Source organism: Cupriavidus sp. WS (assembly GCF_000395345.1).
Classification (GTDB): Bacteria; Pseudomonadota; Gammaproteobacteria; order Burkholderiales; family Burkholderiaceae; genus Cupriavidus; species Cupriavidus basilensis_B.
Genome location: NZ_AQPL01000434.1, coordinates 1 through 22618 on the forward strand (window position 1 = coordinate 1; position 22618 = coordinate 22618).

Sequence of the window (22618 nt, forward strand, 5' to 3'; positions counted from 1 at the left end):
GGGCCCTGGCGCGCTGGCGGTGTTACTTGCCGGCCAGGACCTGAACGGGTGTCAGGCCGCGGTTGCCGTCGGCAGCGGGGTCGTCCGCTTCTTCGGGCACCGGCGCGCCGATGGCGCCTTCGCTTTTGGCGACGACGGCGGTGGCAATGGCGTTGCCAAGCACATTGGTGACGGTGCGGCCCATGTCGAGCACGTGGTCGATGCCCAGCACCAGCAGGATGCCCGCCTCGGGCAGGCCGAACATCGGCAGCACGGCGGCCACCACCACCAGCGCCGCGCGCGGCACGCCGGCGATGCCCTTGCTGGTGACCAGCAGCACCAGCAGCATGGTGACCTGCTGCGCGAGCGAGAGGTGGATGCCGTACACCTGCGCCACGAACAGCGCGGCGAACGAGCTGTACATGATCGAGCCGTCGAGGTTGAAGGAGTAGCCCAGCGGCAGCACGAAGCCGGTGATGCGCTCCTTGACGCCGAAGCGGCCGAGCTGCTCGATCACCTTGGGGTAGGCCGATTCGCTGCTGGCCGTGGCGAAGCCGATCATCAGCGGCGCGCGCACCATCCCGAGCAGGCGGAACACGTCGCGGCCCAGGAAGAAGTAGCCCCCGGCGATCAGCGCCGCCCACAGCAGCGCCAGCGACAGGTAGACGCTGCCGAGCAGCTTGGCGTAGACCACCAGCACGCCCAGGCCCTCGGCGGTGATGACCGCGGCGATGGCGCCGAACACGCCCACCGGCGCGAACGCCATCACGTAGTTGGTGACCTTGAGCATGACGTGGCCGAGGCCGTCGATGGCGGCCAGCAGGGGCTTGCCCGCGCCGTCCTTGACGGTGCCCAGCGCGAAGCCGAAGAACAGCGAGAACACCACGATCTGCAGGATCTCGTTGGTGGCCATCGCCTCGACGAAGCTCCTCGGGAACATATGAGTGACGAAGTCGCCCAGGCTCAGCGCGCCGGTCTTCAGGTTGGAGGCGGCGTCCGCCGGCGGCAGCGCCAGGTTCATGCCCTGGCCCGGCGCCAGCAGGTTGGCCATGACCAGCCCCAGCAGCAGCGAGGTGATCGAGGCGGCGAGGAACCACGCCATCGCCTTCAGGCCGATGCGGCCCACGGCGCGGCCGTCGCCCATGCCGGCGATGCCGCTGACCAGCGTGGCGAACACCAGCGGCCCGATGATCATCTTGATCATGCGCAGGAACACGTCGGTGAGGATGGACAGGTAGCCGGCGATGGACTTGGCGGCGGCGGGGTCCGGCGCGAGGTGGTTGGCTGCCGCGCCGGCCAGCACGCCGAGCAGCATCGCAATGAAAATCAGGGTGGGCAGTCGGTTCAGTTTCATCAGAAGTCGGGCCGTGCGCCCGGCGGCTCGCCAGGCGGTTGTTTTATGCGGGGACTGGCAGGCTTCGGGCCTGGCGCGTCGACCCCGGGGGCGGCGTCGCGCGGCCTGGGCCGGGGGACGTCAGCGAGGCGGGGATGGCAAGGCGGGCGCGGTCATTGTTTCCTCCGTTGTTGTGTGGGCGCGGCGCGGCACCGGGGGGCGCCGCGTCGCCGGCCCGGATCGTCGTCCGGGCCGGCGCATACCTCGCACGAGGCGTGCCATGCCGCCGGCCCCGCCGGCCTCGCCTAAGTCACTGAAAAACAAGGGGAATTCGAAGTGCTTCCGGCGCACGGTTCGGATTTCCGTGCAAGCGAGCGTGATCGGCGTTCGGATTTCCGGATGCGCGGGCGGCGCGGAGGGCGGCCGGGCGCAGCGTGGCGCCCGGCGCGCATGGCCGGGAGGGGGAAAGGAAGGGGTGGCCGGAGGAAAGCGGGCGCGCGGCCGCGCGCGTCAGGCGTTGTCGGCCGGCACCGTGCGGCAGCGCTCCAGGAAGTCCTCGAGCGGCATCGGCCGCCCGATCACATACCCCTGCGCGTAGTCCACGCCGATCGCGCGCAGGGTGTGCAGGGTCTGTTCGTCCTCCACCGATTCGGCCACCGTGAGGATGCCCAGCCGGTGCCCGATGTCGTTGATCGAGCTGACGATCTCGCGGTCGACCGCGCTGGCGGCCAGGTGGCGGATGAAGCTGCCGTCGATCTTGAGGTAGTCCACCGGGAACTGCTTGAGGTACGCGAACGACGACAGGCCCGCGCCGAAGTCGTCCAGCGCCACGGTGCAGCCGGCGCTGCGCATCTCGGCCACCAGGCGGCTGGCCGCGGCCATGTTGTTGATCAGCGCGGTCTCGGTGATCTCCAGCCGGATGCGGCTGGCCGGCAGCACCGATTCGTGCAGCTCGGCATGCAGGAAGGGCAGCAGGAACGGCTCGCCCAGCGAATTGGCCGACAGGTTGACGGCCACCGAGAGCCCCGGCACCGCCGCCAGGCGCGCGCCGAATTCGCGCAGCACGTGGTGGATCACCCAGCGGTCGACGTGGCCCATCAGGTCGTAGCGCTCGGCGGCCGGGATGAAGGCGCCGGGCATGATGAGCTTGCCCTGCTCGTCCACCATGCGCACCAGGATCTCGATGTGGAGCTCGGGGAGGTCGGCCTCGCCCGGCTGCAGCGCGCGGATCTCCTGCGCGAACAGGCGGAAGCGGTTGGCGTCGAGCGCCGAGTGGATGCCGGCGGCCACCTGCAGCTCCTGGTGGTGGCGCTGCGCGTCGCTCTCGTCGCGGCGGTACACCGAGACGCGGCTGCGCCCGGCGGCCTTGGCGGCGTAGCAGGCCACGTCGGCGCGGCTCATCAGCTCGCCCACCGGCGGCGTCTCGCTGTCGATGGCGGTGATGCCGATGCTGGCGCCGACGTCGTAGACGCGCCCCTCCCACGGGAAGCGCTGGCCGCGGATGGCGTCGATGATCTTCTGGCAGACCCGCTCGGCCTGGTCCACCGAGCAGTCCTTGAGCAGCAGCGCGAATTCGTCGCCGCCCAGGCGCGCCAGCAGGTCGTCGGGGCGCACGTGGTGGCGGATCACGTGGCCGAGCTCGCGCAGCAGCACGTCGCCGGCGGCGTGGCCGGCGGTGTCGTTGACGATCTTGAAGCGGTCCAGGTCGATGAAGCACAGCGCATGGTGCTGCTGCTGCAGGCGCGCCGCGTCGCAGGCCTCGCGCAGGCGCTTCTCGAACCAGATGCGGTTGGGCAGGCCGGTCAGCGCGTCGTGCGAGGCCGAGTGCGCCAGCTCGCGCTGCAGCGCGCGCGCGCTGGTGATGTCCTGGAACACCAGCACCGCGCCGATCACCTCGCCCGCGGCGGTGCGCACCGGCGCGGCCGAGTCCTGCACGTCGTGGCGGTCGCCGGTCAGGCTCTGCAGCACCGCGCCGTCCTGCAGGTAGACCGGGCGCAGCGTGCGCAGGCACTGCGCCACCGGGCTGGCGATGGGCTCGTTGCTGTGCTCGTCGACGATGCGGAACACGGTCTCCAGCGGCTGGCCGGCGGCGGCCTGGATGCTCCAGCCGGTGAGCTGCTCGGCGATCGGGTTCATGAAGGTCACGGCCATCGCCGCGTCGGTGCAGATCACCGCGTCGCCGATCGAGCTCAGCGTGATGTGCAGGCGCTCCTTCTCCTCGAACAGCGCCTCGGTCAGGCGGTGCTGCTCGGTGATGTCCCAGTTGGTGCCGATCATGCTCAGCGCGGCGCCGTCGTCGCGGCGCAGCACCATCGCCAGCGCGCGGATGTGGCGCACCTCGCCGCGCGCGTGCTGGATGCGGTATTGGGTGTCGAAGGCGCGCACGCCGCGCACCGCGGCGCGCATCTCGGCGCGCGCGCGCTCGATGTCGTCGGGATGCACCATGCCGGTCCAGCGCTGGAAGTCGGGGGCGCCGGCGGCCGGGTCGGTGCCGTGCAGCGCGTGCATGCGCGCGTCCCAGGCGATCGCGCCGCTGGCGATGTCCCACTCCCAGATCCCCACGCCGCCCGCTTCCACCGCGAGCTGGGTGCGGCGCGTCAGCGCTTCGAGCTTCTGCTGCGCGGTCTTGCGCTCCTCGATGCTTTCCACCTGCGAGATGAAATGCAGCGGCGCGCCGCTGTCCTCGTCGCGCACCAGCGAGACCGCCAGCAGGGCCCAGCGGTAGCTGCCGTCCTTGTGGCGGAAGCGCTTTTCGATGCGGTAGGCATCGATCTCGCCGGCCAGCAGGCGCTCGACCTGGTGCAGGTCCGGGCCCAGGTCGTCGGGGTGCGTGATGAGCGGGAACGGCAGCTCGAACAGCTCGCTGGCCTCGTAGCCGAACAGCTCGCAGATGGCGCGGTTGACCTGCAGCCAGCGGCCGTCCAGGCCCACCAGCGCCATGCCGATGGCCGAATGCTCCATCGCCTGGCGGAAGCGCCGCTCGCTGCCGCGCAGCTCGCTGCGGTCGCGCCGGTTCTGCTCCAGCAGGAAGGCGATGCAGACCGGGAACAGCATGATGAGCGCGGTCGACAGTTGTATCGGCTGCAGCACGAAGGGCTCGCCCGCGCCGCGGCCGAAGGCGCTCGCGGCCAGCGTCGCCGCGGTGGTGGCGCAGATCGACAGCAGCGTGAGCAGCGCGGTGGCGAACGGGTTGGTCAGCAGCGCCGCCAGCACCAGCGGCAGCGCCATCACCACGAACGGCTCGTTGCTCTTGTGCAGCGCGCCCGCGCCCACCACCAGGCACAGCAGCAGCAGCGCCGCGAAACGGCGCCGGCCGGCGCGGCCGAAGGTCTCGGCGGCGCGCTCGCGCGTGATCGACACCATCAGCGGCAGCAGCATCACCACGCCCATCGCGTCGGCCGTCCACCAGGTCCACCAGACCGCGCCGAAATCGCCGTGGTAGGCGGTGGCGATGGTGGCCGCGCCGATGGTGGCGCCCACCGCCGGCCCCAGCGTGCTGGCCGCGCCCAGCGTCAGGCCGAAGCGCGCCAGCGGCCCGGGGCGGGTCAGCGTGGCGCCGGCGGTCATGGCGCGCACCAGCCAGCCGGAGAAGGCCATCTCGGCCACGTTGCCCAGCGCCAGCGCCAGCGCGATGGCGGGGCGGTCGCCCATCGCCGCGTTGGCCGCCACGCCCGCGGCCAGCATGCCGCCCAGCAGCACCGGCGCGTCGCGGCGGGGCCGGTGCAGCAGCACGCCGAGGCCGAACGCATTGGCCAGCCACAGCATGGCCACGTTGCCCGGAAAGCGCGACGCGGCGATGCCGGCCACGGCCAGCAGGAAGAAGCCGAGGGCGGCCAGCGCCGCGCGCTGCCAGCGCGGCGAGGGAGTGGGCAAGGAACGGACTTCCGGTTGTGGCGTCATGTCGCGTCTGCGATCTGGATAGGAGAACTTGCAATGGCGATGGCCGCCGGGCTGACGCAGGTTGCACGCGTGGCCCAGCCTAATCGATCAATATAGCGTCCATATGGCGGCAGCACGAGCCGAGAAAAATGACTCTGCCGGCGCTGTTCGGACTGGCATGCCGCGCCGATTTCCTGTATGGCCCCCTCGCTTGCCGGCCGGCTCCCAGCATCCCCGGCGGCGCTGCGGGCCGCGCCGGCGCACGGCCGGCGGCGGATTCGGAGGCGCCCGGAGAGCGCTCGGAGGCAGCCGCGGCGCGTCCGCGCCGCGCTCGCCCGCGGCTGCGCCGCCGTCCGTCTCCTGCGGCCGTTTCAGGCATTTCCCCGCCGATGTGGGGTACCCCGACGGACGTCGCGAAGACGCGGGCCGGCATCGCAGCGATGACATGAGCGGACGGAGGCCGCCGTGCAACGGGTCGGGGAGCGGGTCGTGGAGTGCGTCCCGGTCCGGAGCGCCATCGCCTTCGGCGCCGCCGTCTTCGGCCCGCCGGCGCTCGCGCGGCAAGCCCCGGCCGGCCGGGCCGGGCCGGTCCGCGTCCGCCGCGTCCGCGCCGACGGCGCTGCCGCGCGCGCGGCGCGATGGCGCGGCGTTAAGCAAAGTTAATGCTTGCCGCTGCCCGATTCCTGAATAATGCCGACAGGGACGGCGGCGCAGGGAGCCGCGGGCCGCTTCGCGCCGGCGATGCCCGGGGTGTGCGCCACGCGCGCGCCACGTGTGCGGCGCGCGGCCGGCGCGCGGCCGGCGCATTGGGGCCAGACAACCTCACGTTAACCCTAGGTTTTGTCGTGGTTTGCACACAAATGCGAATGCGTCTCATGTAGAATTGTCACGTGGCTGGTACATAAGACATCCGAGCCGCCGGATGGAAGGGTCAGTTGGCGCGGCAAGCGCGCATTGGGAAGGGGGAACTGTCATGCGTGTTCTGATTGTTGAGGACGATCAGCGGGTCAGCCAGTGGCTAAGCGCCAGGCTGCAACAGAAAGGACATGACTGCCGCGTGACCGACACCGGCGAACAGGCGCTCGAGCTGATCGGATCCGAGGCATTCGACGCCGTGCTGCTGGACCGGATGCTGCCCGGCATCGACGGCATCGGCGTGCTGCGCGCGCTGGCCGATCATCCCCACCCGCCCGTCATGGTGCTCTCCGCGGTGGACCAGCCCAGCGACCGCGTCGAAGGGCTGCGCGCCGGCGCCGGCGACTACCTCGGAAAACCGTTCGATTTCACCGAGCTGCTGCTGCGCCTCGAAGGCCTGGCCAAGTGGCGCGCCCTGCCGGGCGACGCGGACTGGATCACCCGGCTCGAGGACCTGTGCATTGACTGGCGCGAGCGGCGCGTGTCGCGCAGCGGCCAGGCCATCGACCTGACCGAGAAGGAATTCGCGCTGCTGCAGGTGCTGGCCACCAACGCTGGCCGCACGGTCACGCGCGCCATGCTGCTGGAAAAGGTCTGGGGATACCAGTTCGATCCGCAGACGAACCTGATCGACGTCCATGTCTCGAAGCTGCGCAGCAAGATCGACCGGAATTTCCCGCGCTCGCTGCTGCGCACGGTGCGCGCAGTCGGTTATGTCCTGGGCTGAGCGCGTTGCCCACCTGCTCGAGACCCGCACTTTCCGCCACGCCTCGTTGGTCGCGTTCCTGTTCCTGCTGGTGGCGGTCGGCACGGTACTGCTGAGCGCCCACCAGATCGACGCGCTGCTGCACAGCCACGTGCGCGACATGGTCCTGGCCGACCTCCGCGCCCAGGAGCGCAGCCATCATTTCGCCGAAGCCAAGGGACTGGCGTTCGCGCTCGCGCACGAGGACACCCGCGAGCGCGAAGGCAACAAGTCGTTCGTGCTGTCGCCCTCGGGCGCGCTGCTGTTCGGCGACCCGAAGGTGAGGGCCGCGCTGCAGTGCGAGCCGCCGTGCGCGCTGCAGTGGCGCAACGTCACCGTGGGCGACGCCAGCGCCCAGCTCGCGCAGCTGTTCGGCGTGCAGGTGCCGCTGGCGGATGGCGGCGTGTTCTTCAGCGGGTACGACATCCTGCCGATGCGCGAGCGGCTGCGCGTGATTCCGCTGGTGGCCGGCGCCGGACTGTTCGCGGTGCTGCTGTCGAGCTTGGCCATCGGGCTCTATACCAGCGTGCAAAGCATGCGCCGGGTGGACCGGATCCGCAGCGCGCTGCGCCGCTACGTGACCGGGGAGCGCGACGCGACGGTGCCGTGCGGGCCCGACGGCGACGAATTCGACCTGCTCGGGCAGGACATCAACCACGTGCTCGACCGCGTGAACCGGCTCATGGAAGAGGTCAAGAGCGTCAGCAGCCATCTGGCGCACGAACTGCGCACGCCGCTCACGCGCATCTACAACCGGCTGGCCAACCTGGCCGAGAAGGTGGATGACCCCATGCGCGAGGACGTGCTGGGCGCGCTCGAGGACGGCGAGCGCATCCAGCGCATGGTGCGCGCGGTGCTGCGCATCGGCGAGGTGGACGCGGGCCGCTGCGAGCACGCGTTCGAATGGTTCGAGGTGCGCACGCTGCTCGACGACCTGGCCGAATACTACGCGCCGCTGGTGGCGATTTCGGGCATGGCGCTGCGCATCGAGGCGGAGCCGGGGCGTGAGCTCTACGGCGACCGCGCGCTGCTGTTCCAGGCGCTGTCGAACCTGCTGGAAAACGCGATCAAGTACGCGCCCGGCGGCGAGACGCTGGTGCTGCTGGCGCACCGCCGCGGCGACGGCATCGCGCTGGGCGTGGCGGACAACGGTCCCGGCATTCCCGCCGCGCTGCGCGGCCAGGCGGTGGAGCGCTTCCGCCGCCTGGGCGGCACCTCGGGCGGCACGTCGCAATCGTCGCAATCGGGCAGCGGACTTGGCCTGGCGCTGGTCAATGCCATCGCCAGGCTCCACGGCGCGCAGCTCTCGCTGGAGGAAAACCGCCCGACCGGGCTGCTGGCGGTGCTGCTGCTCGACCGCCGCCACTGGAACGACCGCACGGGTCTCAAGAGCGCGCTCAGGACGTGACGCGCGCCGCGGCCGGCGGCATGACGCGCTAGGCGGCGCGCCGGGGCTGCGCCGGCGTTTCGGGACGCCACCACATCCAGCCGGCCCCGCGCGGCGGCGATCACCCGGCGGCGGTCGTCGACCGACACCGCCGTGACATGGCTGCCGCGCATGGGTCAGGCGGTCTCGAACGTGCGCGCAAGCAGGCGCGCAAAGCGGTCGTAGGCCGCGTTGGCGCCCGCGATGACGGCGTCGTGCGTGCGCGCGTCCAGCGCATCGTTGTCCAGCGCGGCGACGAAATTGCGCCACGCCGTGGCGCGGCCCTGCGGATAGGCGGCGAGGTTGCGCGCGCCGAATTCGGCGGACAGGCCGAGCTTCTCCTGCGCGGCCTTGAACAGGAACGCCGCGCCGAGCGTCGAGCCTTCGGAGACGTAGAGCCAGCCCAGCGCCTCGGGCATGGCAACGCCGGCGCTGGCGAGGTCGGCTTGCGGCAGCTCGCGCTCCAGGTCCGCGAGATCGGCCTGCGACGCGGCGGCGCGGCCGCGGCCGTCGAGATCCGGCACCGCGGCGCGCACGGCGGCGTCCTCGAACAGGTGCTCGACATCGCGCTGGAACAGATACTGCGCGGCAACGAAACGGGCATAGCCGTCGCGGCTGGCAAACGGATCGGCGGCTTCCATCAGCGTGTGCATGCGCTCGTGCTGGGCGGCCGTCTCATGCTTGAGCCGGGAAGACAGCGAGGGGCGGACTTCGGTGGAGGTGGTCATCGGGGAGGGTTCCGGGAATTGAACGGCGATAGCGGATGGCGGATAGCAGATGGCGGGCGCGATCGCGGCGCGGCGGCGCGCGGCGGCAGGCATGTGCAAGGCTTCTTTTTACGTGATCGCGCCGCGCAAGACACGTTAATCTTGCTTCATATAGTCCGCGTGTCGCAGTCCGCGCGCGCGCCGGATGCGCTCGTCGCGCGCCTGGTTCACCGCGCGCCCGGCGCGTCGCCCGCCTGCCCGGGCAGGTGGCCCAGCAACTGCTGGTACTGGTAGCGGAACGCGGTGCCGTTCGTGCCCAGCAGGCGCGGCAGCGGCGTGATGAAGTCCTTGCGGATCTCCACCGTGATGCGCCAGACCGGCACGGCCCGGCCGGCGGCGATGGCGCCGTGCGCCGCATTGCCGCCGCCGATGGTGTCGAGCGAGGTGAAGCTCTCGACGGCCACGGTGGCGATGTCGCCGTCGCGCAGATAGCCATGCCCGGCGGCCGCCATGCGCACGCGCACGCGCTGCTCCATCTGCCGCGCCTCCAGCGATCCGGCGGGATCGGTGCGGAACTGCCCGATGGCGCGCTCCAGCGCCGTGCCGCCCATGACGATGGCGAGCCCGATGTTCCCGAGCTCCGTGAACATCATCGCGCCGGCAATGATGACGGGCAGCGCGAACGCGGCCTCGACGGTCAGCGCGCCACGGCCACCATGCCGGCGTGCGAAACGGCTACGCATGGCCGCGCTCCTCGCGCAACCGCCGCCTTGCCGCGGGGCGGCGGGCGGCGGCGCGCCATGTCGGAAGGCACCCGTGCATGGCGTCAGCCGAGGAACAGCACGAACGCCGCGCCGGCGGCAATCGCGATGCTGTACGGAATGCCGGGCAGCGCATGGGCGTGCAGCGCCGCCGGGGCGGGCGGCGGCCGGCGCAGCCACGAGCCCGGCTGTCTGGCGCACCACGCGGCGCACCGCTCGGCCATGCGCAGGACCGGCATGCCCAGTGCCAGCACGCCGCCAGCCAGCGACATGACCAGCAGGAACGTCGACACGTTGCCCTCCAGCCAGAGGCAGAGCACCGCCACCAGCTTCACGTCGCCCGCGCCGACCCAGCGCATGGCGAACAGTCCGTAGCCCACCACCAGCACGATCGCGGCGGCCATCGCGCTGCGCCCGAGCTCCGGCCAGGCCACCGCCCGCGCGTCCTGGAAAACCATCCACGCGGTGTGGACCGTCCACGCGGCCAGCAGCGCCAGCACCAGCCGGTTGGCGATGCGGCGGTACAGCAGGTCCGACAGCACCGTCCAGAGCAGCGCGGGCGGCAGCACCAGCGCGGCAAACGACAGCGAAGGCGGCACCAGCGCGATGGCGTCTTGCAGCAGATCGGGGAAACGGGCGGGCATGCGGGGGCTCCTGAACATGGCGGGAACGCGTCGGCTGACGGCGAATCGTCCTGGTTCCGCCGCTGGTCAGCCGAAGACGACGAACGGCACGCCTTCGTGCACGGGAGACGCCATCACCCTGGCGGCGATGCCGTAGACGCTGGCGAGATGGCTTTCCGTGAGCACCGCGGCGGGCTCGCCATACGCGACGGCCCGGCCGTCGGCCAGCAGCAGGAGCCGGTCGCACCAGCGCGCGGCGAGGTTGACGTCGTGGAGCACGAGCAGCGCCGCCAGGCCATCGGTGCGGCTCAGCGTCCTGATGCTGTCGAGCATCAGCAACTGGTGGCGCGGGTCGAGGCTGGAGATCGGCTCGTCGAGCAGCAAGGCGCGGTAGCCGTCCGGCGGGCGGCAGGCCAGCACCTGCACCAGCGTGCGGGCGAACTGGACGCGCTGCTGTTCGCCGCCGGAGAGGCTTTGATAGTCGCGCGCGGCCAGGTGCGTCACGTCGGCCAGGCCGAGCGCGCGGCGGATCAGCGCGCGGATGGCGCGGGGATCGAGTTCGGGAAACGGATAGCCGCCCATCGCCACCACCTCGGTGACGTCGAGGTCGAAGCTCAGGCCCGGCGACTGCGGCAGCACGGCGCGGGTGCGGGCGAGCTCCCGCACGGACCAGTCCGCCAGGCCGCGGCCGTTCAGCGTGACCGCCGCGGCGGGCGCGGCGATCTCGCCGGCCAGCGTGCCGAGCAGCGTGCTCTTGCCGGCGCCGTTCGCGCCGAGCACGCCGAGCACTTCGCCCGCGGGCAGGCTCAGGTCTATGTCGGACAGCACCAGGCGCCGGCCGCGGTGGCAACTGAGTTTGCGCGCAACCAGCACGTCATGTCCCCTTTCGCGTCAGCATCCAGAGCAGGAACGGCCCGCCCACGAGACTCGTCACGATGCCGATCGGCAGTTCCGCCGGAATCACCACCGTGCGGGAAAGCCAGTCGGCCAGCGTCATGGCGATGGCGCCGCCGGCCAGCGTGTTCGGCAGCAGCCAGCGGTGATCGGCGCCCAGCGGCATGCGCACCAGGTGCGGAACCACGAGGCCGATGAACGAAATCGTGCCGGTGACGGCGACGATGGGCCCCACCAGCAGCGCCGTCAGCACGATCAGCCGGCGGCGCAGCCGCTTGAGGTCGAAGCCCAGGTGCTGCGCCTCCCGCTCGCCCAGCAGCAGGGCGTTCATGGCGCGCCAGTCGCGCAGCAGCAGCGCGCACAGCACGCCGACCAGCGGCACGAGCCACGCGAGCATGGGCCACGTCGCGCCGGCGAGGCTGCCCATGTTCCAGAACGTGAGGTTGCGCAGCTGCACGTCGCTGGCCTGGTACGTGAAGAAGCCGACGACGGCGGCGCAGATCGCGTTGATCGCGATGCCCGCCAGCAGGAGATTGGCCATGCCCGCGCGCCGCGAGCCCAGGCGGTAGGCGAGCGCGGTGGCGGCAAGGCTGCCCACGAACGCCGCGGGCGCGACGCCGGCCAGGCCCTCGGCGCCCAGCACGATGGCCGCCACGGCGCCCGCCGCGCCGCCCAGCGAAATCCCGATCAGGCCCGGCTCGGCCAGCGGATTGCGGAACAGTGCCTGCATGACCGCCCCCGACAAGGCCAGCGCGGCGCCGACCGTGACCGCCAGCACGATGCGCGGCAGCCGCACCTCGATCAGCACGTTGCGCCACATGGCATCGTCGCCGCTCGCGGCGGACGACCACAGCAGCGGCAGCAGCCGCCCGCGCGGGATCGACAATGCGCCGCTGGCCGCCGCCCAGAGCGCGGTGAATACCAGCATGACGCACAGGGCGGCGAACACGCCCGGCCGGTGGACGCGCATCAGCGGGCCGCCGGCTGCCGGGCGGTCAGCCCCGCCTGCAGCAGCCGCAGCGCTTCCGGCAGGCGCGGGCCGAAGCCGAGCAGCAGCAGGTCGTCCATGACGACGATGCGCCGGTTCCTGGCCGCCGGAGTCGCGTTGAGGCCCGGCTGGGCCAGGAAGGCGTCGGCGCTGCCGCTGGCGCCCACCGACATCGTGGTCGTCACGATCACGTCCGGCTTCAGCGCGGCCGCGGCCTCGGCCGAGAACGGCTTGAACCCGGTCTGCTCGGCCAGCACGTTGGTGGCGCCCGCGAGCCTGAGCATCGCATCGCCGGCGGTGTCGCTGCCCACCGCCTGCATCTTGCCGGTATGGCTGCTGACGATCAGCACGCGCACCGGCTGGCCGACGGGGCGGATGTCGCGCAGTTCGGCGTGCAGCCGCTCGACCAGGGCCTGTCCGCGCCCGGGGATTTCCAGCGCCGCGGCCGCGCCGAGGATGCGCTGGTCCAGCGCCTCGATCGTGGGCGCGGACGGCAGTATCACGACCTTGCTGCCGAGCTTGCGGATCTGCTCCAGCGCCTGGGGCGGGCCGGTCTGGTCGGAAGCCAGCACGAGGTCCGGCTTCAGGCTGGCGAGCCCTTCCACCGAGACCGTGCGGTAGTAGCCCACCTTCGGCAGCTTCGACGCCGCGGCGGGGTAGATGCTCGACGCATCCGCGCCGACGAGCGCGCGGTCCGCGTCCAGCGCGTAGATGATTTCGGTGACGGCGCCGCCCAGCCCGACCACGCGGGCGGGCGGCGCGGCCTGGGCCATGCCCGCCGCGCACAGCAGCGGCAGCAGCGCGGAACGCAGCAGTTTCATCGTTGACTCCGGCATGCGCGTCAGGCGGCCAGCGCGGCCGGGCAGAGCGACTGGAGCAGTGTCCGCCACGCGCCCAGCTCCGGCTTGCCGGGCTTGCGCTCGCCGAAGAACTGCGCGATCAGCTCGCCATTGGCGCCGAACAGTTCCAGGGACGTCACCCAGCCATCCACCGTGGGCTTGTTGACGACCCAGCTCGACGCCACGGCACCGGTGTTCAGGTGCAGATTGAACTTGTCGTCGAGCACGTTGAACCACGTACCGGTACGCACCAGCTTGTGCACCGGCCCCGTGTGGATCTGCACGATGCCCCGGTTGGCGACGAAGCACATGATCGGCAGGCCCGATCCGGCGGCGCGTCCGAGCACGGTCTCGATGGCCGCGTCGTCCACCTGCTGCGCCAGGTCGCTGCCCGCGCTGCGCAGCGCGCCGAGGCGCGACACGCTGAACTGCCGCAGCATGGCGAAGAAATCGTGCGTGTCCTTGAGGCCGCGCCAGTGCTCGCGCATGGCCCCGGCGTCGGCGGGCAGATCGGCTTCGGCAACGGCGGCGATGGCCTCGACCACCACCGGCGCCACCGCGTCCACGGCGTGCCGGTCGACGTACGCCTGCCACGCCGCGGCGTCGGTGGCATCGGTCCGGTAGACCTTGTGCACCGCCTCGCCGGCCTTGTCGAAGAACTGCACGCTGTCGCGGCCGTTCTCCGTCACCGCGTAGAAGTAGCGCCAGGCGCCGAAGAACATGCGCAGGTCGATGTCGGGCCCGAGCACGATGCCGACGGGCCCCTCGGCTTCGATGCCCTGGTACTGGCCGTGCCGCTCGTGGACCGCATGGTCGTTGCGCGACAAGGCCATCACCGGCCCGAGCATGCCGAGGTCGCGGAACAACTGCTGCGCCGTGCCCCCGAGCTGCCGCGTCTGCACGCCGCAGCCCGCGGCGACGAGTTCGGCCTCGCTCACCCCGAGATGCCGCGCGCGGTCCCGGATGCGTAGTTTCGGTTGGGCCGCGGCCAGTTCCTGGTGCCGCCGGCGCAGCGCGTCAATGCTTTGTCGTTCCATTTCCATGCGGGTCCGGGAGGGTTCAGGGCTGGACGTCGAAGTTGATCGTCCAGGTCTGCTGGCTGCTGTTCGAGTTCGGGTCGGCGTAGGCGATCTTCGTCAGGTGGAAGCGCGCATACGTGGCACCCTCGCCGCCGCGGATCAGGCCGCCGGCGTCCGGATTGGCGCTGATCAGGTGGGCCACCGCCGGCAGGCCGTTCGCCGCGGCCGCCGCGGCGGTCGGGAAGTACGAGTACCAGCCGTAGTTCAGCGGGTTCGGGTAGGCGCCGGTGTAGGTGGGATTGAGCAGCGATGCCGTCGCATCCTTCTTCCACTGGCTGGCCGCGGTGGGCAGGCTCATGTCGGCGGCGGTCAGGTCGGCCAGCGTGGTGGTCACGCTGTTGACGTTGGTGAACGCCGATGCCACGGGCTTGTTCGACGCGTCATAGAACCCGGCGGGCGTCTTGCCCAGGAAGCCGGCCACCGTGCCGGTGCCCGATTCGCCGCCGTTGAGCTTGACGTTGTAGCGGTTGAACGCGATGTGCCACGGACCCGTGGCCGTGGTTTCCACGCGGTTGACCAGATCGTAGTAGACCCAGTCGGCCGAGGCGTTGACCGTCGCCGTGTACACGGTGCCCGGGGCGCTGCGGTCGACGAAGCGGAAGCTCGGATAGCCGGAGGTGGTGCCGCCCGGGCCGCCGTAGTAGCCGGTGATCTGCAGCGCGAACACGGGCGCCGCCACGGTGCCGGTGGTATCGGGCAGCGCGCTGTTGGTGGTGATCAGGAACGTGCGGAAGGTGGGATACAGCGAGTGGTCGGTGGCCGCGCCGGTCACGCCGTACTCGAACACGGCCGAGCCGATGTCGTTGCTGCCCGCGAACACGCCGCTGGCCGAATCCTTCAGGAACACCGCGGCGGGCAGGGCGCCGTTGACCGGGTCGATGGTCGCGTTCTTCCACGCCGTCAGCGCGGTCCAGGTGTGGTCGAAGGGGCTGCCGAAGGCGCCGCCGTTGCCGGTGCCGGTGGTGCCGCTGTTCGTCCACAGCGTGGCGGTGCGCCCGCCCGTGTCGGTCTTGACCTTCAGGTCCCACGCGGTGCCGGTGCAGGCCGTCTCCGCCTTGGTGTTGAAGTCGTAGCAGAGCGACGCGCTGGCCGCCGGCAGTGCGAAGGTCCATTCAGCCGACTGCGTGAATGCCGTGGTCGCCGCGGGCGGGGTGGTGGTGCCGCCGCCCGTGGTGCCGTTGCCCCCCGTGCCGCCGGCGCCGCCGGTGGTGGTGCCGCCGTCGTCGCCGCCGCCGCCGCAGGCGGCCAGCGCCAGGGCGAGCGTGATCGTGCCGAGCGCGCCGGGCAGCCGGCGGCGCAGTGAGAGAGTGTCATTCATCATGATGCGTGTTTCCCCATTGATTTCTTGTTAGCGGGCGACGTCGACGTTGAACCGCGCGCCCAGGTAGATAAAGCGCCCCGCCACAGGCCCGAAGTCACTGGCATTCGCGAAATCGCGTTGACGATTGAAGAGGTTGTTGACGCCGGCGAATGCGGTGACGCTGCGGCCGATCTTCTGGTTCAGCACGAGGTCGAGCGTGGCCCAGCCCGGCGAGCGCGCGGCGGCGGCGGAGTCGGTCAGCTCGCTGCTCTGGAAGCGCGCGCGGGTCGACAGCTCGGTGGACGGGAAGACGCGCCAGTCGATGCCCGCGCGGCCCATGTGGCGGGGCCGGCGGGTCAGCTCGGTGCCGGTGTTGAGGTCTTCGGTGTCGGTGAAGGTGTAGGCCGCCGTCAGGTTGAGCTGGTTCGTGGCACGCCAGCGCAGCGACGTCTCGGCGCCCTGCGTCCGGGCGCGCGCCACGTTCCGGTACGTATAGACCGCGATGCCGTTGACCATCGAGAAGTTGGTCATGTCGGTCTGGATCAGGTCCGTGACGCGGTTGTAGAACAGGTTGGCATCGAGCGTCACGCGCTCGCGCCAGGTGAGCTGGCCGCCGAACTGGAAGCTGTTCGACGACTCCGGCTTCAGGTCCGGGTTGCCCAGCACCATGTAGCCCAGCGAGCTGTGGTCGAACAGGTAGTGGCGTTCCTTGAGGTTGGGCACGCGGTAGCCCTGGCCATAGTTGGCGCGCAGCACGCCTTTCCAGGTGTCGCTGGAGAGCAGGTTGGCGCGCAGGCCCACCTTGGGCGCGAAGTGGCTGCCGAAGTCGGAATCGTGCTGGCCGCGCAGCCCGACGATCATTTCCCAGGTGTCGTTGAACAGGATGTCGTTCTGCACGTAGAGCTCGCCCGCGTGGCGCTCGGCGCTGCCGGCGCCGGTCAGCTCCGACGCCCCGTTGACGTTCTGGTTCAGCGTCTCGCGGTGGAAGTCGCCGCCGAACTGCCAGAGCTGGCGGTACCACGCCGGCATGTCGAACTGGGCGGAGACATGGTCGGTCTGCTGCGAGGAATCGCGCGTGGCGGTCTGGAAGCCGTTCGAGTATTCGCGGGAGGTGCTGTCGTAGGTCTCGTGCACGCCGGCCAGCCGGGCGCGCACGCCGTTGGCGAATCCCCATTGCCCGCCATAGGTGTAGCGGTTGCGGTCGATGTCCTCGGTCTTGCGCTGCGGCACGTAGTTCGGCGGCGCGTAATACTGGTAGCGCTGCTCGTCCGTCTCGCGGTAGGCGCTGGCGTCGAGCCAGAACTTGCCCGTCGCGGTGGGGAGCCATTCGAGCCGGCCCGCGTATTGCCCGCGGCGGACCTTGTCGCCGTGGCGCGTCCAGTCGTCCGCGTCGACGGCGTAGCCCTTGTTGTCCAGCGCGTCCGCGCTGATGCGCGCCCGGAACTGCTCGGTGCCGCCCTCGACCCGGACATTGCCATGCAGCACGCCCGGCGAACCGTCGGCGTTCTGGCCGCCGTAGGTGCCGGTATCGGCGGTGACCGCGCCCGAGAGGCCCTTGGCGACCGGCCGCGTGATCACGTTGATGACGCCGCCCATCGCCGAGCTGCCGTACTGGGCCGAGCTGGCGCCCTTGACCACTTCGACGTGGTCGACCTCGGTGAGCAGGTATTGCGAGACGTCGACCGTCGAGCCGGTGCTGGCCGTGATGGGCAGGCCGTCGATCAGGATCAGCACCTGGTCGCTGGTCATGCCCTGCAGCGTGACTTCATAACCCGACTTGCCGTGGATCTCGCGCAGCTGCAGGCCGGGCACGTTCTCCAGCGCGTCCTTGAGCGTGCGCGCATGGGTGCGCTCGATTTCCTGGCGGTCCACCACCTCGGTGCGGATCGGCGTCTCGTCCAGCGTCTTCTCGCTGCGGGTGCCGGTGACGACCACCGTCGGCAGCGGGTCTCCCGGCGCGGCCTGTTGCGCCCGCGCGTGCGGCGTAGCGGAAAGTAGGGTGCTGGCGACGACGGCAAGGCATTTCAGACGCATGGGGGGCGGAACCGGCCGCGACAGATCCGGTAGATACAAAGGGATGCCGAATGATAATGATTCTCGTCTGCATCTTCCGTTAAGATTGCTTAATGCAGTTTCACCAGCGCTGTTTCCCCGGCGCAGGCCGGCATGGCCCTGTAAAAGGAGGTGCGTGTCCGGCCGCGCCGCTCCGGTGCGGCGTACGGCACGTGCGCGGCTTTTGCACTATCCTCAGGGGGCTTTGCGGCGCGCGCCCACCGGGCGGTGGACGGTGCCGCCGGCCGGCCGCGCCTTGCGCGGACCAGGGCAAACAGACCCAAGGAGTTCCCCCCAATGACCACCCTAGACATCAATGGCAAGCCATTGCAGGTCGACGTCGATCCCTCCACGCCGCTGCTGTGGGCGCTGCGGGACAGCCTCGGCATGACCGGCACCAAGTTCGGCTGCGGCATCGCCTCGTGCGGCGCGTGCACGGTGCACGTAAACGGCCAGCCCACGCGCAGTTGCGTCACGCCGGTTTCGGCGGCGCAGGGCGTGCGCATCACCACCATCGAAGGCGTGGCCGGCGACAAGGTCGGGCGCGCGGTGCTCGACGCCTGGATCAAGCATGACGTGGCCCAGTGCGGCTACTGCCAGAACGGCCAGGTCATGAGCGCGACAGGACTGCTGCGCAACAAGAAGCACCCGACCGACGCCGACATCGACCAGGCGATGGCGGGCAACGTGTGCCGCTGCGGCACCTACCAGCGCATCCGCGCCGCCATCAAGGATGCGGCGCGCGCGCTGGCATAGGGAGACCATCATGCGAATCCAGAATCTCGAAGCGCTGGTCGGCAACGGCTGGCGCACGGACGCAGTCGCCGGCACCGTCGATGCCGCCGCTGCCGCCGCCGAATCTCCGGCCACGCTCGGCCGCCGCAGTTTCCTCAAGCTCGCCGGCTTTGCCGGCGGCGGCCTGGCGCTCGGCGTGCTGCCGCTGTCCGCCGCGCAGGCGCAGGAAGGCGGCGCGCCCAAGGCGCCGCCCTCCGCGCCGCAGGCCTTCGTGCTGATCGCGCCGGACAACACGGTCACGGTGGCGGTGAACCGCCTCGAATTCGGCCAGGGCGTGCATACCGCGCTGCCGATGGCGCTGGCCGAGGAGCTCGACGTGGACTGGCGCAACGTGCGCGCCACGCTGGCGCCCGCCGGCGACGCCTACAAGGACCCCGCCTTCGGCATGCAGATGACGGGCGGTTCCTCCGCGCTCAACCATTCCTTCCAGCAATACCGCGAGCTCGGCGCGCGCGCCCGCGCCATGCTGGTGGCCGCGGCGGCCAGGCAATGGCAGGTCGATCCCGCCAGCTGCCAGGTGGCGCTCGGCGTGGTGACTTCCGGCAGCCACCGCGCCACCTACGGCGAGCTGGCGCAGGCGGCGATGGCGCTGCCGGTGCCGCAGCAGGTGGCGCTGAAGGACCCCGCGCAGTTCAGGATCATCGGCAAGCCCACGCCGCGCCTGGACGCGCGCGGCAAGCTGGAATCCACCACCGCGTTCGGCATCGACACCCGCCTCGAAGGCATGAAGGTGGCGCTGGTGGCGCGCCCGCCGCGCTTCGGCGGCAAGGTGAAATCGTTCAACGCCGACAAGGCGCGCGCGATCAAGGGCGTGGCCGACGTCATGCTGGTGCCGGTGGACCGCGGCGGCACCGGCGTGGCGGTGGTGGCCGACGGCTACTGGCCCGCCAGGCAGGGGCGCGACGCGCTCGAGATCGTGTGGGAAGACGCCGGCTCGAAGGTCACGTCCAAGGACCTGTTCGCCGACTACCGCAAGCTCGCCGCGCAGCCCGGCGCGGTGGCGGTGGCGGGCGACGTCGGCGCGCTCGCGGGCGCGGCGCGCACCATCGACGCCTATTACGAGTTTCCCTATCTCGCCCACGCGCCGATGGAGCCGCTGAACTGCACCATGCAGGCCGAGCTGTCGGGCAAGACGGTGCGCTCGGTCAAGGTCTGGGTCGGCTCGCAGTTCCAGACCGTGGACCAGGCCGCCATCGCGCGCACGCTGGGGCTCAAGCCCGAGCAGGTCACGCTTAGCACCATGATGGCGGGCGGCGGCTTCGGCCGGCGCGCGGTGCCCACCTCCGACTACGTGGTCGAGGCGGCCAACGTGCTGCAGGCCTGGATCCGGAACGGCCATGCCGAGCCGCTCAAGGTGATGTGGAGCCGCGAGGACGACATCCGCGGCGGCTACTACCGCCCGCTGCACCTGCACCACGCCCGCATCGGTACCGATGCCCGCGGGCAGGTGGTGGCGTGGGACCACACCATCGTCGGGCAGTCGATCCTCACCGGCACGCCGTTCGAGGCCTTCGCGGTCAAGGGCGGCGTCGACGGCACGATGGTCGAGGGCATCGCCGAGAACGACTACGGCTTTCCGCTGCGCCTGAGCGCGCACCACCCGCAGGTGGACGTGCCGGTGCTGTGGTGGCGCTCGGTAGGCAACACGCACACCGCCTTCGTCAAGGAGACCCTGATCGACGAGATCGCGGCGGGCGCGCGCCAGGACCCGGTGGCGTTCCGGCTCGCGCGCCTCGACGAGGCCAAGCACGCGCGCCACCGCGCGGCGCTGCAGCTGGCGGTGCAGAAGTCCGGCTACGGCAAGCGGCGCCTGCCCAAGGGCCAGGCCTGGGGCGTGGCCGTGCACGAGTCGTTCGGCACCGTGGTGGCCTACGTGGTGGAGGTGTCGCTGGTGAAGAACGAGCCGCGCGTGCACCGCGTCACGGCCGGCGTGCATGCCAACCGCGTGGTCAACCCGATGTCCGCCGAGGCGCAGGTCCAGGGCGCGTGCATCTTCGGGCTGGCCGCGCTGCGGCCGGGCTTCGCCATCGAGATCGAGAACGGCGTGGTGAAGAACAGCAACTTCCCCGACTATCCGCCCGTGCGCATGCCCGACGCGCCGCCGGTGGACGTGTTCTTCGTGCCCTCCGAAGACCCGCCCACCGGCCTGGGCGAGCCGGGCGTGCCGCCGATCGCCCCGGCGGTGGCCAACGCGCTGTTTACGCTCACCGGCAAGCGCCAGCGGCAGTTGCCGTTCGTGCTGGCCTGAGCGGCGCGCGCGGCCCGGTCAGCGCGCGCGGCCGTCCGCGGCCGCGCGCCAGGCCTGGGTGAAGCGCAGCAGGTCCTCGGCGGAAGCATCGGTGACGGCGGCGTAGCGCATGCCGTCCGCTTCCCAGCGGGCCAGCTGGTAGCCCTGGTGCGATTCGATGGCGGGCGGCAGGGCGGCGGGATCGGCCCCGGCCGCCTTTTTTTCGTCGGCCAGCGGCAGCACGAACATATCGATGGGATGCTGGCTGTCGCGGTACACCAGCACCGCCACCGCGCGGCCATGCACGTAGTCGAGCCGCCCGCCGGCCAGCGGGAAGCCCTGCGCGGCGAGGTCGCGCACCGGCGGCGCGTAATCGAGCCGGCCGTTGAACCACGGCTTGACGGTATGGCGGTCCGACGAAGCCACGTCGATGGCGTGGCCGGACAGCAGCGCGCGCACGTGGCTGCTGACCACCTCGCGCGCCACCGTCGGTTCGGCGGCGTCGCGCAGCGCGTACTGCGCCATGCCGATGCCGAGCGCGGCCACCGTCACCGCGGCCATCGCGGCATTGGCGGCCGGGCCCCAGGCGAAATGGCGGCGCAGCGGTTGCCACCAGCGCCACCAGCCGGCGGCGCCCGGCGTGCCGCGCGGTCGCGCCGCGGCGGCGCCGTCCACCGGGGCCGCGTCGAGCGCGGCCAGCACCCGCATGCGCAGCGCCGGACTGGCGCGGTGGTACGGCGCGTGCGCGCGCAGCGCGGCACGCATCTCGCGCAGCCGCGCCAGCCGCGCGCGGCACTCGGGGCATTGCGCCAGGTGGCGTTCCACGCGCAGCGTGTCGCCCGCGCCGGATTCGCCGTCCGCGCAGGCTTGCAGCAGCATGCCGATCTCATCGCAGTTCATGGCCCGTCTCCCCGGCGGGAAGCGGCGGGAAGCGGCGCCGCCGCGCTCCTGCCTGTCGTGGTGGCCGGCGCCGCGCCGCCCGCCGCGCGCGCGCCCTGCATTTCCTGCGCGCGCTGCGCCAGCACCGCCGCCGCCAGCAGTTTGCGCGCGCGCGCCAGGCGCGACATCACGGTGCCCAGCGGGATCTCGGCAATGGCGGCGATGTCGCGGTAGGGCAGGTCCTCCAGCTCGCGCAGCACCAGCACCTCGCGGAACGCCAGCGGCAGGCGCGCCAGCGCCACGTGCAGCAGGCGCACGTCCTCGGCGCGCAGCAGCCATTGCTCGGGGCTGTCGCCGTGGCCGTCCTGCCAGCCGGGCAGCGCGGCGCCGTCGAAATGCGCGTCGTCGTAGCCGGCGCTGGCGCCTTCGCCCGGCTGCTGGCGCTTGCGCCACGCGGTAAACCAGGTATTGCGCACGATCGCCAGCAGCCACGCGCGCGGCTGGTCGCCGCGGAAGCTGTCGAAGAAGCACAGCGCGCGCAGGCAGGCCTCCTGCACCACGTCGTCGGCCTCCGTGGCGCTGCCGGAGAGCCAGCGCGCCAGGTTGTAGGCGGCATCGAGATGCGGCAGCACGAGTTCGTCGAATCGGCGGCGCCGGTCGGCAGCGTCCACGTCACTCCTTTGGCTGGGCGCGCGCACGGCAAGGCCCGTGCGCGCGATCCCGTATACCGGAGACGCGTCGAGTTTATTCCCGCTTTCCGGCCCGCGCGCGAAAAATAAATCCACCGCGCGGCCGGAATAAACGCGGCGCGGCATCGGTATGACAGGCATCCCCACATCACATCTGTCACGGAGGTGCCGGAATGCAGCAACGATCATGGAAGCGGCGCGACTTTCTCGGCCTGGCCGCCTGCGCCGGCGGCGCGGTATTCGCGCAGGCCCTGCCCGGCTGGGCCGCCGGGCGCGACGAGGCGTTCTACTTCGTGCAGTTGTCGGACGCGCACTGGGGCTTCCAGGGCCCGCCCAACCCCGACGCGCGCGGCACGCTGCCCAAGGCCGTGGCCGCCGTCAACGCGCTGCCGCAGCCGCCCGACTTCCTGATGTTCACCGGCGACCTCACCCACACCACCGACGACGCCGCCGAGCGCCGCCGCCGCATGCGCGAGTTCCAGGCCATCGTCGCCGGGCTCAAGGTGCC

18 protein-coding genes are annotated in these 22618 nt (G+C 71.3%); 5 read left to right on the top strand and 13 right to left on the bottom strand.

Going from position 1 to position 22618, the window contains the following annotated elements:
• Positions 1-22: 22 nt before the first annotated feature.
• Both K206_RS0129910 and K206_RS0129915 read right to left on the bottom strand, forming a co-directional pair.
• Positions 23-1333, bottom strand: a complete 1311-nt coding sequence (locus K206_RS0129910; RefSeq protein ID WP_020206009.1) for a dicarboxylate/amino acid:cation symporter — start codon at positions 1331-1333, stop codon at positions 23-25.
• 489 nt (positions 1334-1822) lie between these two features.
• Entirely contained in the window at positions 1823-5212 is a 3390-nt protein-coding gene (locus K206_RS0129915; protein ID WP_043367336.1) for a diguanylate cyclase, read from the bottom strand.
• A 952-nt stretch (positions 5213-6164) separates the two neighbouring features.
• On the opposite strand from K206_RS0129915, the gene K206_RS0129925 reads away from it, so the two are divergent.
• Both K206_RS0129925 and K206_RS39690 read left to right on the top strand, forming a co-directional pair.
• Positions 6165-6833, top strand: a complete 669-nt coding sequence (locus tag K206_RS0129925; protein WP_029044243.1) for a response regulator transcription factor — start codon at positions 6165-6167, stop codon at positions 6831-6833.
• Positions 6820-8259, top strand: a complete 1440-nt coding sequence (locus K206_RS39690) for a HAMP domain-containing sensor histidine kinase (RefSeq protein ID WP_020423965.1) — start codon at positions 6820-6822, stop codon at positions 8257-8259. The genes K206_RS0129925 and K206_RS39690 overlap by 14 nt, the downstream gene beginning before the upstream one ends.
• A gap of 155 nt (positions 8260-8414) precedes the next feature.
• On the opposite strand, the gene K206_RS0129935 is transcribed toward K206_RS39690, so the two are convergent.
• The 9 genes from K206_RS0129935 to K206_RS0129975 all read right to left on the bottom strand — a co-directional run bounded on the left by K206_RS0129935 (position 8415) and on the right by K206_RS0129975 (position 17502).
• Complete coding sequence (locus tag K206_RS0129935; RefSeq protein ID WP_020206014.1) at positions 8415-9005, bottom strand: biliverdin-producing heme oxygenase; 591 nt, start codon at positions 9003-9005, stop codon at positions 8415-8417.
• 206 nt (positions 9006-9211) lie between these two features.
• Positions 9212-9727 (bottom strand): hypothetical protein, encoded by a 516-nt coding sequence (locus K206_RS0129940; RefSeq protein ID WP_020206015.1) that lies wholly within the window; start codon positions 9725-9727, stop codon positions 9212-9214.
• Positions 9728-9810: 83 nt separating this feature from the next.
• Positions 9811-10389, bottom strand: a complete 579-nt coding sequence (locus K206_RS0129945) for a prepilin peptidase (protein WP_020206016.1) — start codon at positions 10387-10389, stop codon at positions 9811-9813.
• Between the two features lie 66 nt (positions 10390-10455).
• Positions 10456-11241, bottom strand: coding sequence for a heme ABC transporter ATP-binding protein (locus K206_RS0129950; protein WP_020206017.1), 786 nt, complete (start codon positions 11239-11241; stop codon positions 10456-10458).
• A gap of 1 nt (position 11242) precedes the next feature.
• Positions 11243-12232: an iron ABC transporter permease gene (locus K206_RS0129955; RefSeq protein WP_020206018.1), complete on the bottom strand. Its 990-nt coding sequence runs from the start codon at positions 12230-12232 to the stop codon at positions 11243-11245.
• Entirely contained in the window at positions 12232-13071 is an 840-nt protein-coding gene (locus K206_RS0129960) for a hemin ABC transporter substrate-binding protein (protein ID WP_020206019.1), read from the bottom strand. Before K206_RS0129960 ends, K206_RS0129955 begins: the two co-directional genes overlap by 1 nt.
• 20 nt (positions 13072-13091) lie before the next feature.
• Positions 13092-14126: a hemin-degrading factor gene (locus K206_RS0129965; RefSeq protein ID WP_369796935.1), complete on the bottom strand. Its 1035-nt coding sequence runs from the start codon at positions 14124-14126 to the stop codon at positions 13092-13094.
• A 22-nt stretch (positions 14127-14148) separates the two neighbouring features.
• Positions 14149-15489 carry an HmuY family protein gene (locus K206_RS0129970; RefSeq protein ID WP_020206021.1) on the bottom strand — a complete coding sequence of 447 codons (1341 nt, stop codon included), beginning with the start codon at positions 15487-15489 and terminating at the stop codon, positions 14149-14151.
• A 27-nt stretch (positions 15490-15516) separates the two neighbouring features.
• Positions 15517-17502, bottom strand: coding sequence for a TonB-dependent siderophore receptor (locus K206_RS0129975; protein WP_029044247.1), 1986 nt, complete (start codon positions 17500-17502; stop codon positions 15517-15519).
• A 315-nt stretch (positions 17503-17817) separates the two neighbouring features.
• Here K206_RS0129975 and K206_RS0129980 point away from each other — a divergent pair, with 315 nt between their 5' ends.
• Positions 17818-18276 (top strand): (2Fe-2S)-binding protein, encoded by a 459-nt coding sequence (locus K206_RS0129980; RefSeq protein WP_020206023.1) that lies wholly within the window; start codon positions 17818-17820, stop codon positions 18274-18276.
• Between the two features lie 10 nt (positions 18277-18286).
• On the top strand, positions 18287-20563 hold the full coding sequence (locus K206_RS0129985; protein ID WP_029044248.1) for a xanthine dehydrogenase family protein molybdopterin-binding subunit: 2277 nt from the start codon (positions 18287-18289) through the stop codon (positions 20561-20563).
• A gap of 18 nt (positions 20564-20581) precedes the next feature.
• On the opposite strand, the gene K206_RS0129990 is transcribed toward K206_RS0129985, so the two are convergent.
• Positions 20582-21442, bottom strand: coding sequence for an anti-sigma factor (locus tag K206_RS0129990; RefSeq protein WP_020206025.1), 861 nt, complete (start codon positions 21440-21442; stop codon positions 20582-20584).
• Positions 21439-22092 (bottom strand): RNA polymerase sigma factor, encoded by a 654-nt coding sequence (locus tag K206_RS0129995; protein WP_020206026.1) that lies wholly within the window; start codon positions 22090-22092, stop codon positions 21439-21441. The genes K206_RS0129990 and K206_RS0129995 overlap by 4 nt, the downstream gene beginning before the upstream one ends.
• Positions 22093-22283: 191 nt before the next feature.
• On the opposite strand from K206_RS0129995, the gene K206_RS0130000 reads away from it, so the two are divergent.
• Positions 22284-22618, top strand: a 335-nt coding sequence (locus K206_RS0130000; protein WP_020206027.1) for a hypothetical protein, incomplete at its 3' end; no start/stop codon positions are given.

Bases quoted from the DNA above. Each gene is read 5' to 3' on its own strand.
- K206_RS0129980 (WP_020206023.1), top strand. From the start codon at position 17,818: ATGACCACCCTAGACATCAATGGCAAGCCATTGCAGGTCGACGTCGAT.
- K206_RS0129985 (WP_029044248.1), top strand. From the start codon at position 18,287: ATGCGAATCCAGAATCTCGAAGCGCTGGTCGGCAACGGCTGGCGCACG.
- K206_RS0129990 (WP_020206025.1), bottom strand. From the start codon at position 21,442: ATGAACTGCGATGAGATCGGCATGCTGCTGCAAGCCTGCGCGGACGGC.
- K206_RS0129935 (WP_020206014.1), bottom strand. From the start codon at position 9,005: ATGACCACCTCCACCGAAGTCCGCCCCTCGCTGTCTTCCCGGCTCAAG.
- K206_RS0129965 (WP_369796935.1), bottom strand. From the start codon at position 14,126: ATGGAACGACAAAGCATTGACGCGCTGCGCCGGCGGCACCAGGAACTG.
- K206_RS0129915 (WP_043367336.1), bottom strand. From the start codon at position 5,212: ATGACGCCACAACCGGAAGTCCGTTCCTTGCCCACTCCCTCGCCGCGC.
- K206_RS0129925 (WP_029044243.1), top strand. From the start codon at position 6,165: ATGCGTGTTCTGATTGTTGAGGACGATCAGCGGGTCAGCCAGTGGCTA.
- K206_RS0129910 (WP_020206009.1), bottom strand. From the start codon at position 1,333: ATGAAACTGAACCGACTGCCCACCCTGATTTTCATTGCGATGCTGCTC.
- K206_RS0129945 (WP_020206016.1), bottom strand. From the start codon at position 10,389: ATGCCCGCCCGTTTCCCCGATCTGCTGCAAGACGCCATCGCGCTGGTG.
- K206_RS0129940 (WP_020206015.1), bottom strand. From the start codon at position 9,727: ATGCGTAGCCGTTTCGCACGCCGGCATGGTGGCCGTGGCGCGCTGACC.
- K206_RS0129955 (WP_020206018.1), bottom strand. From the start codon at position 12,232: ATGCGCGTCCACCGGCCGGGCGTGTTCGCCGCCCTGTGCGTCATGCTG.
- K206_RS0129960 (WP_020206019.1), bottom strand. From the start codon at position 13,071: ATGAAACTGCTGCGTTCCGCGCTGCTGCCGCTGCTGTGCGCGGCGGGC.
- K206_RS39690 (WP_020423965.1), top strand. From the start codon at position 6,820: ATGTCCTGGGCTGAGCGCGTTGCCCACCTGCTCGAGACCCGCACTTTC.
- K206_RS0129975 (WP_029044247.1), bottom strand. From the start codon at position 17,502: ATGCGTCTGAAATGCCTTGCCGTCGTCGCCAGCACCCTACTTTCCGCT.
- K206_RS0129970 (WP_020206021.1), bottom strand. From the start codon at position 15,489: ATGATGAATGACACTCTCTCACTGCGCCGCCGGCTGCCCGGCGCGCTC.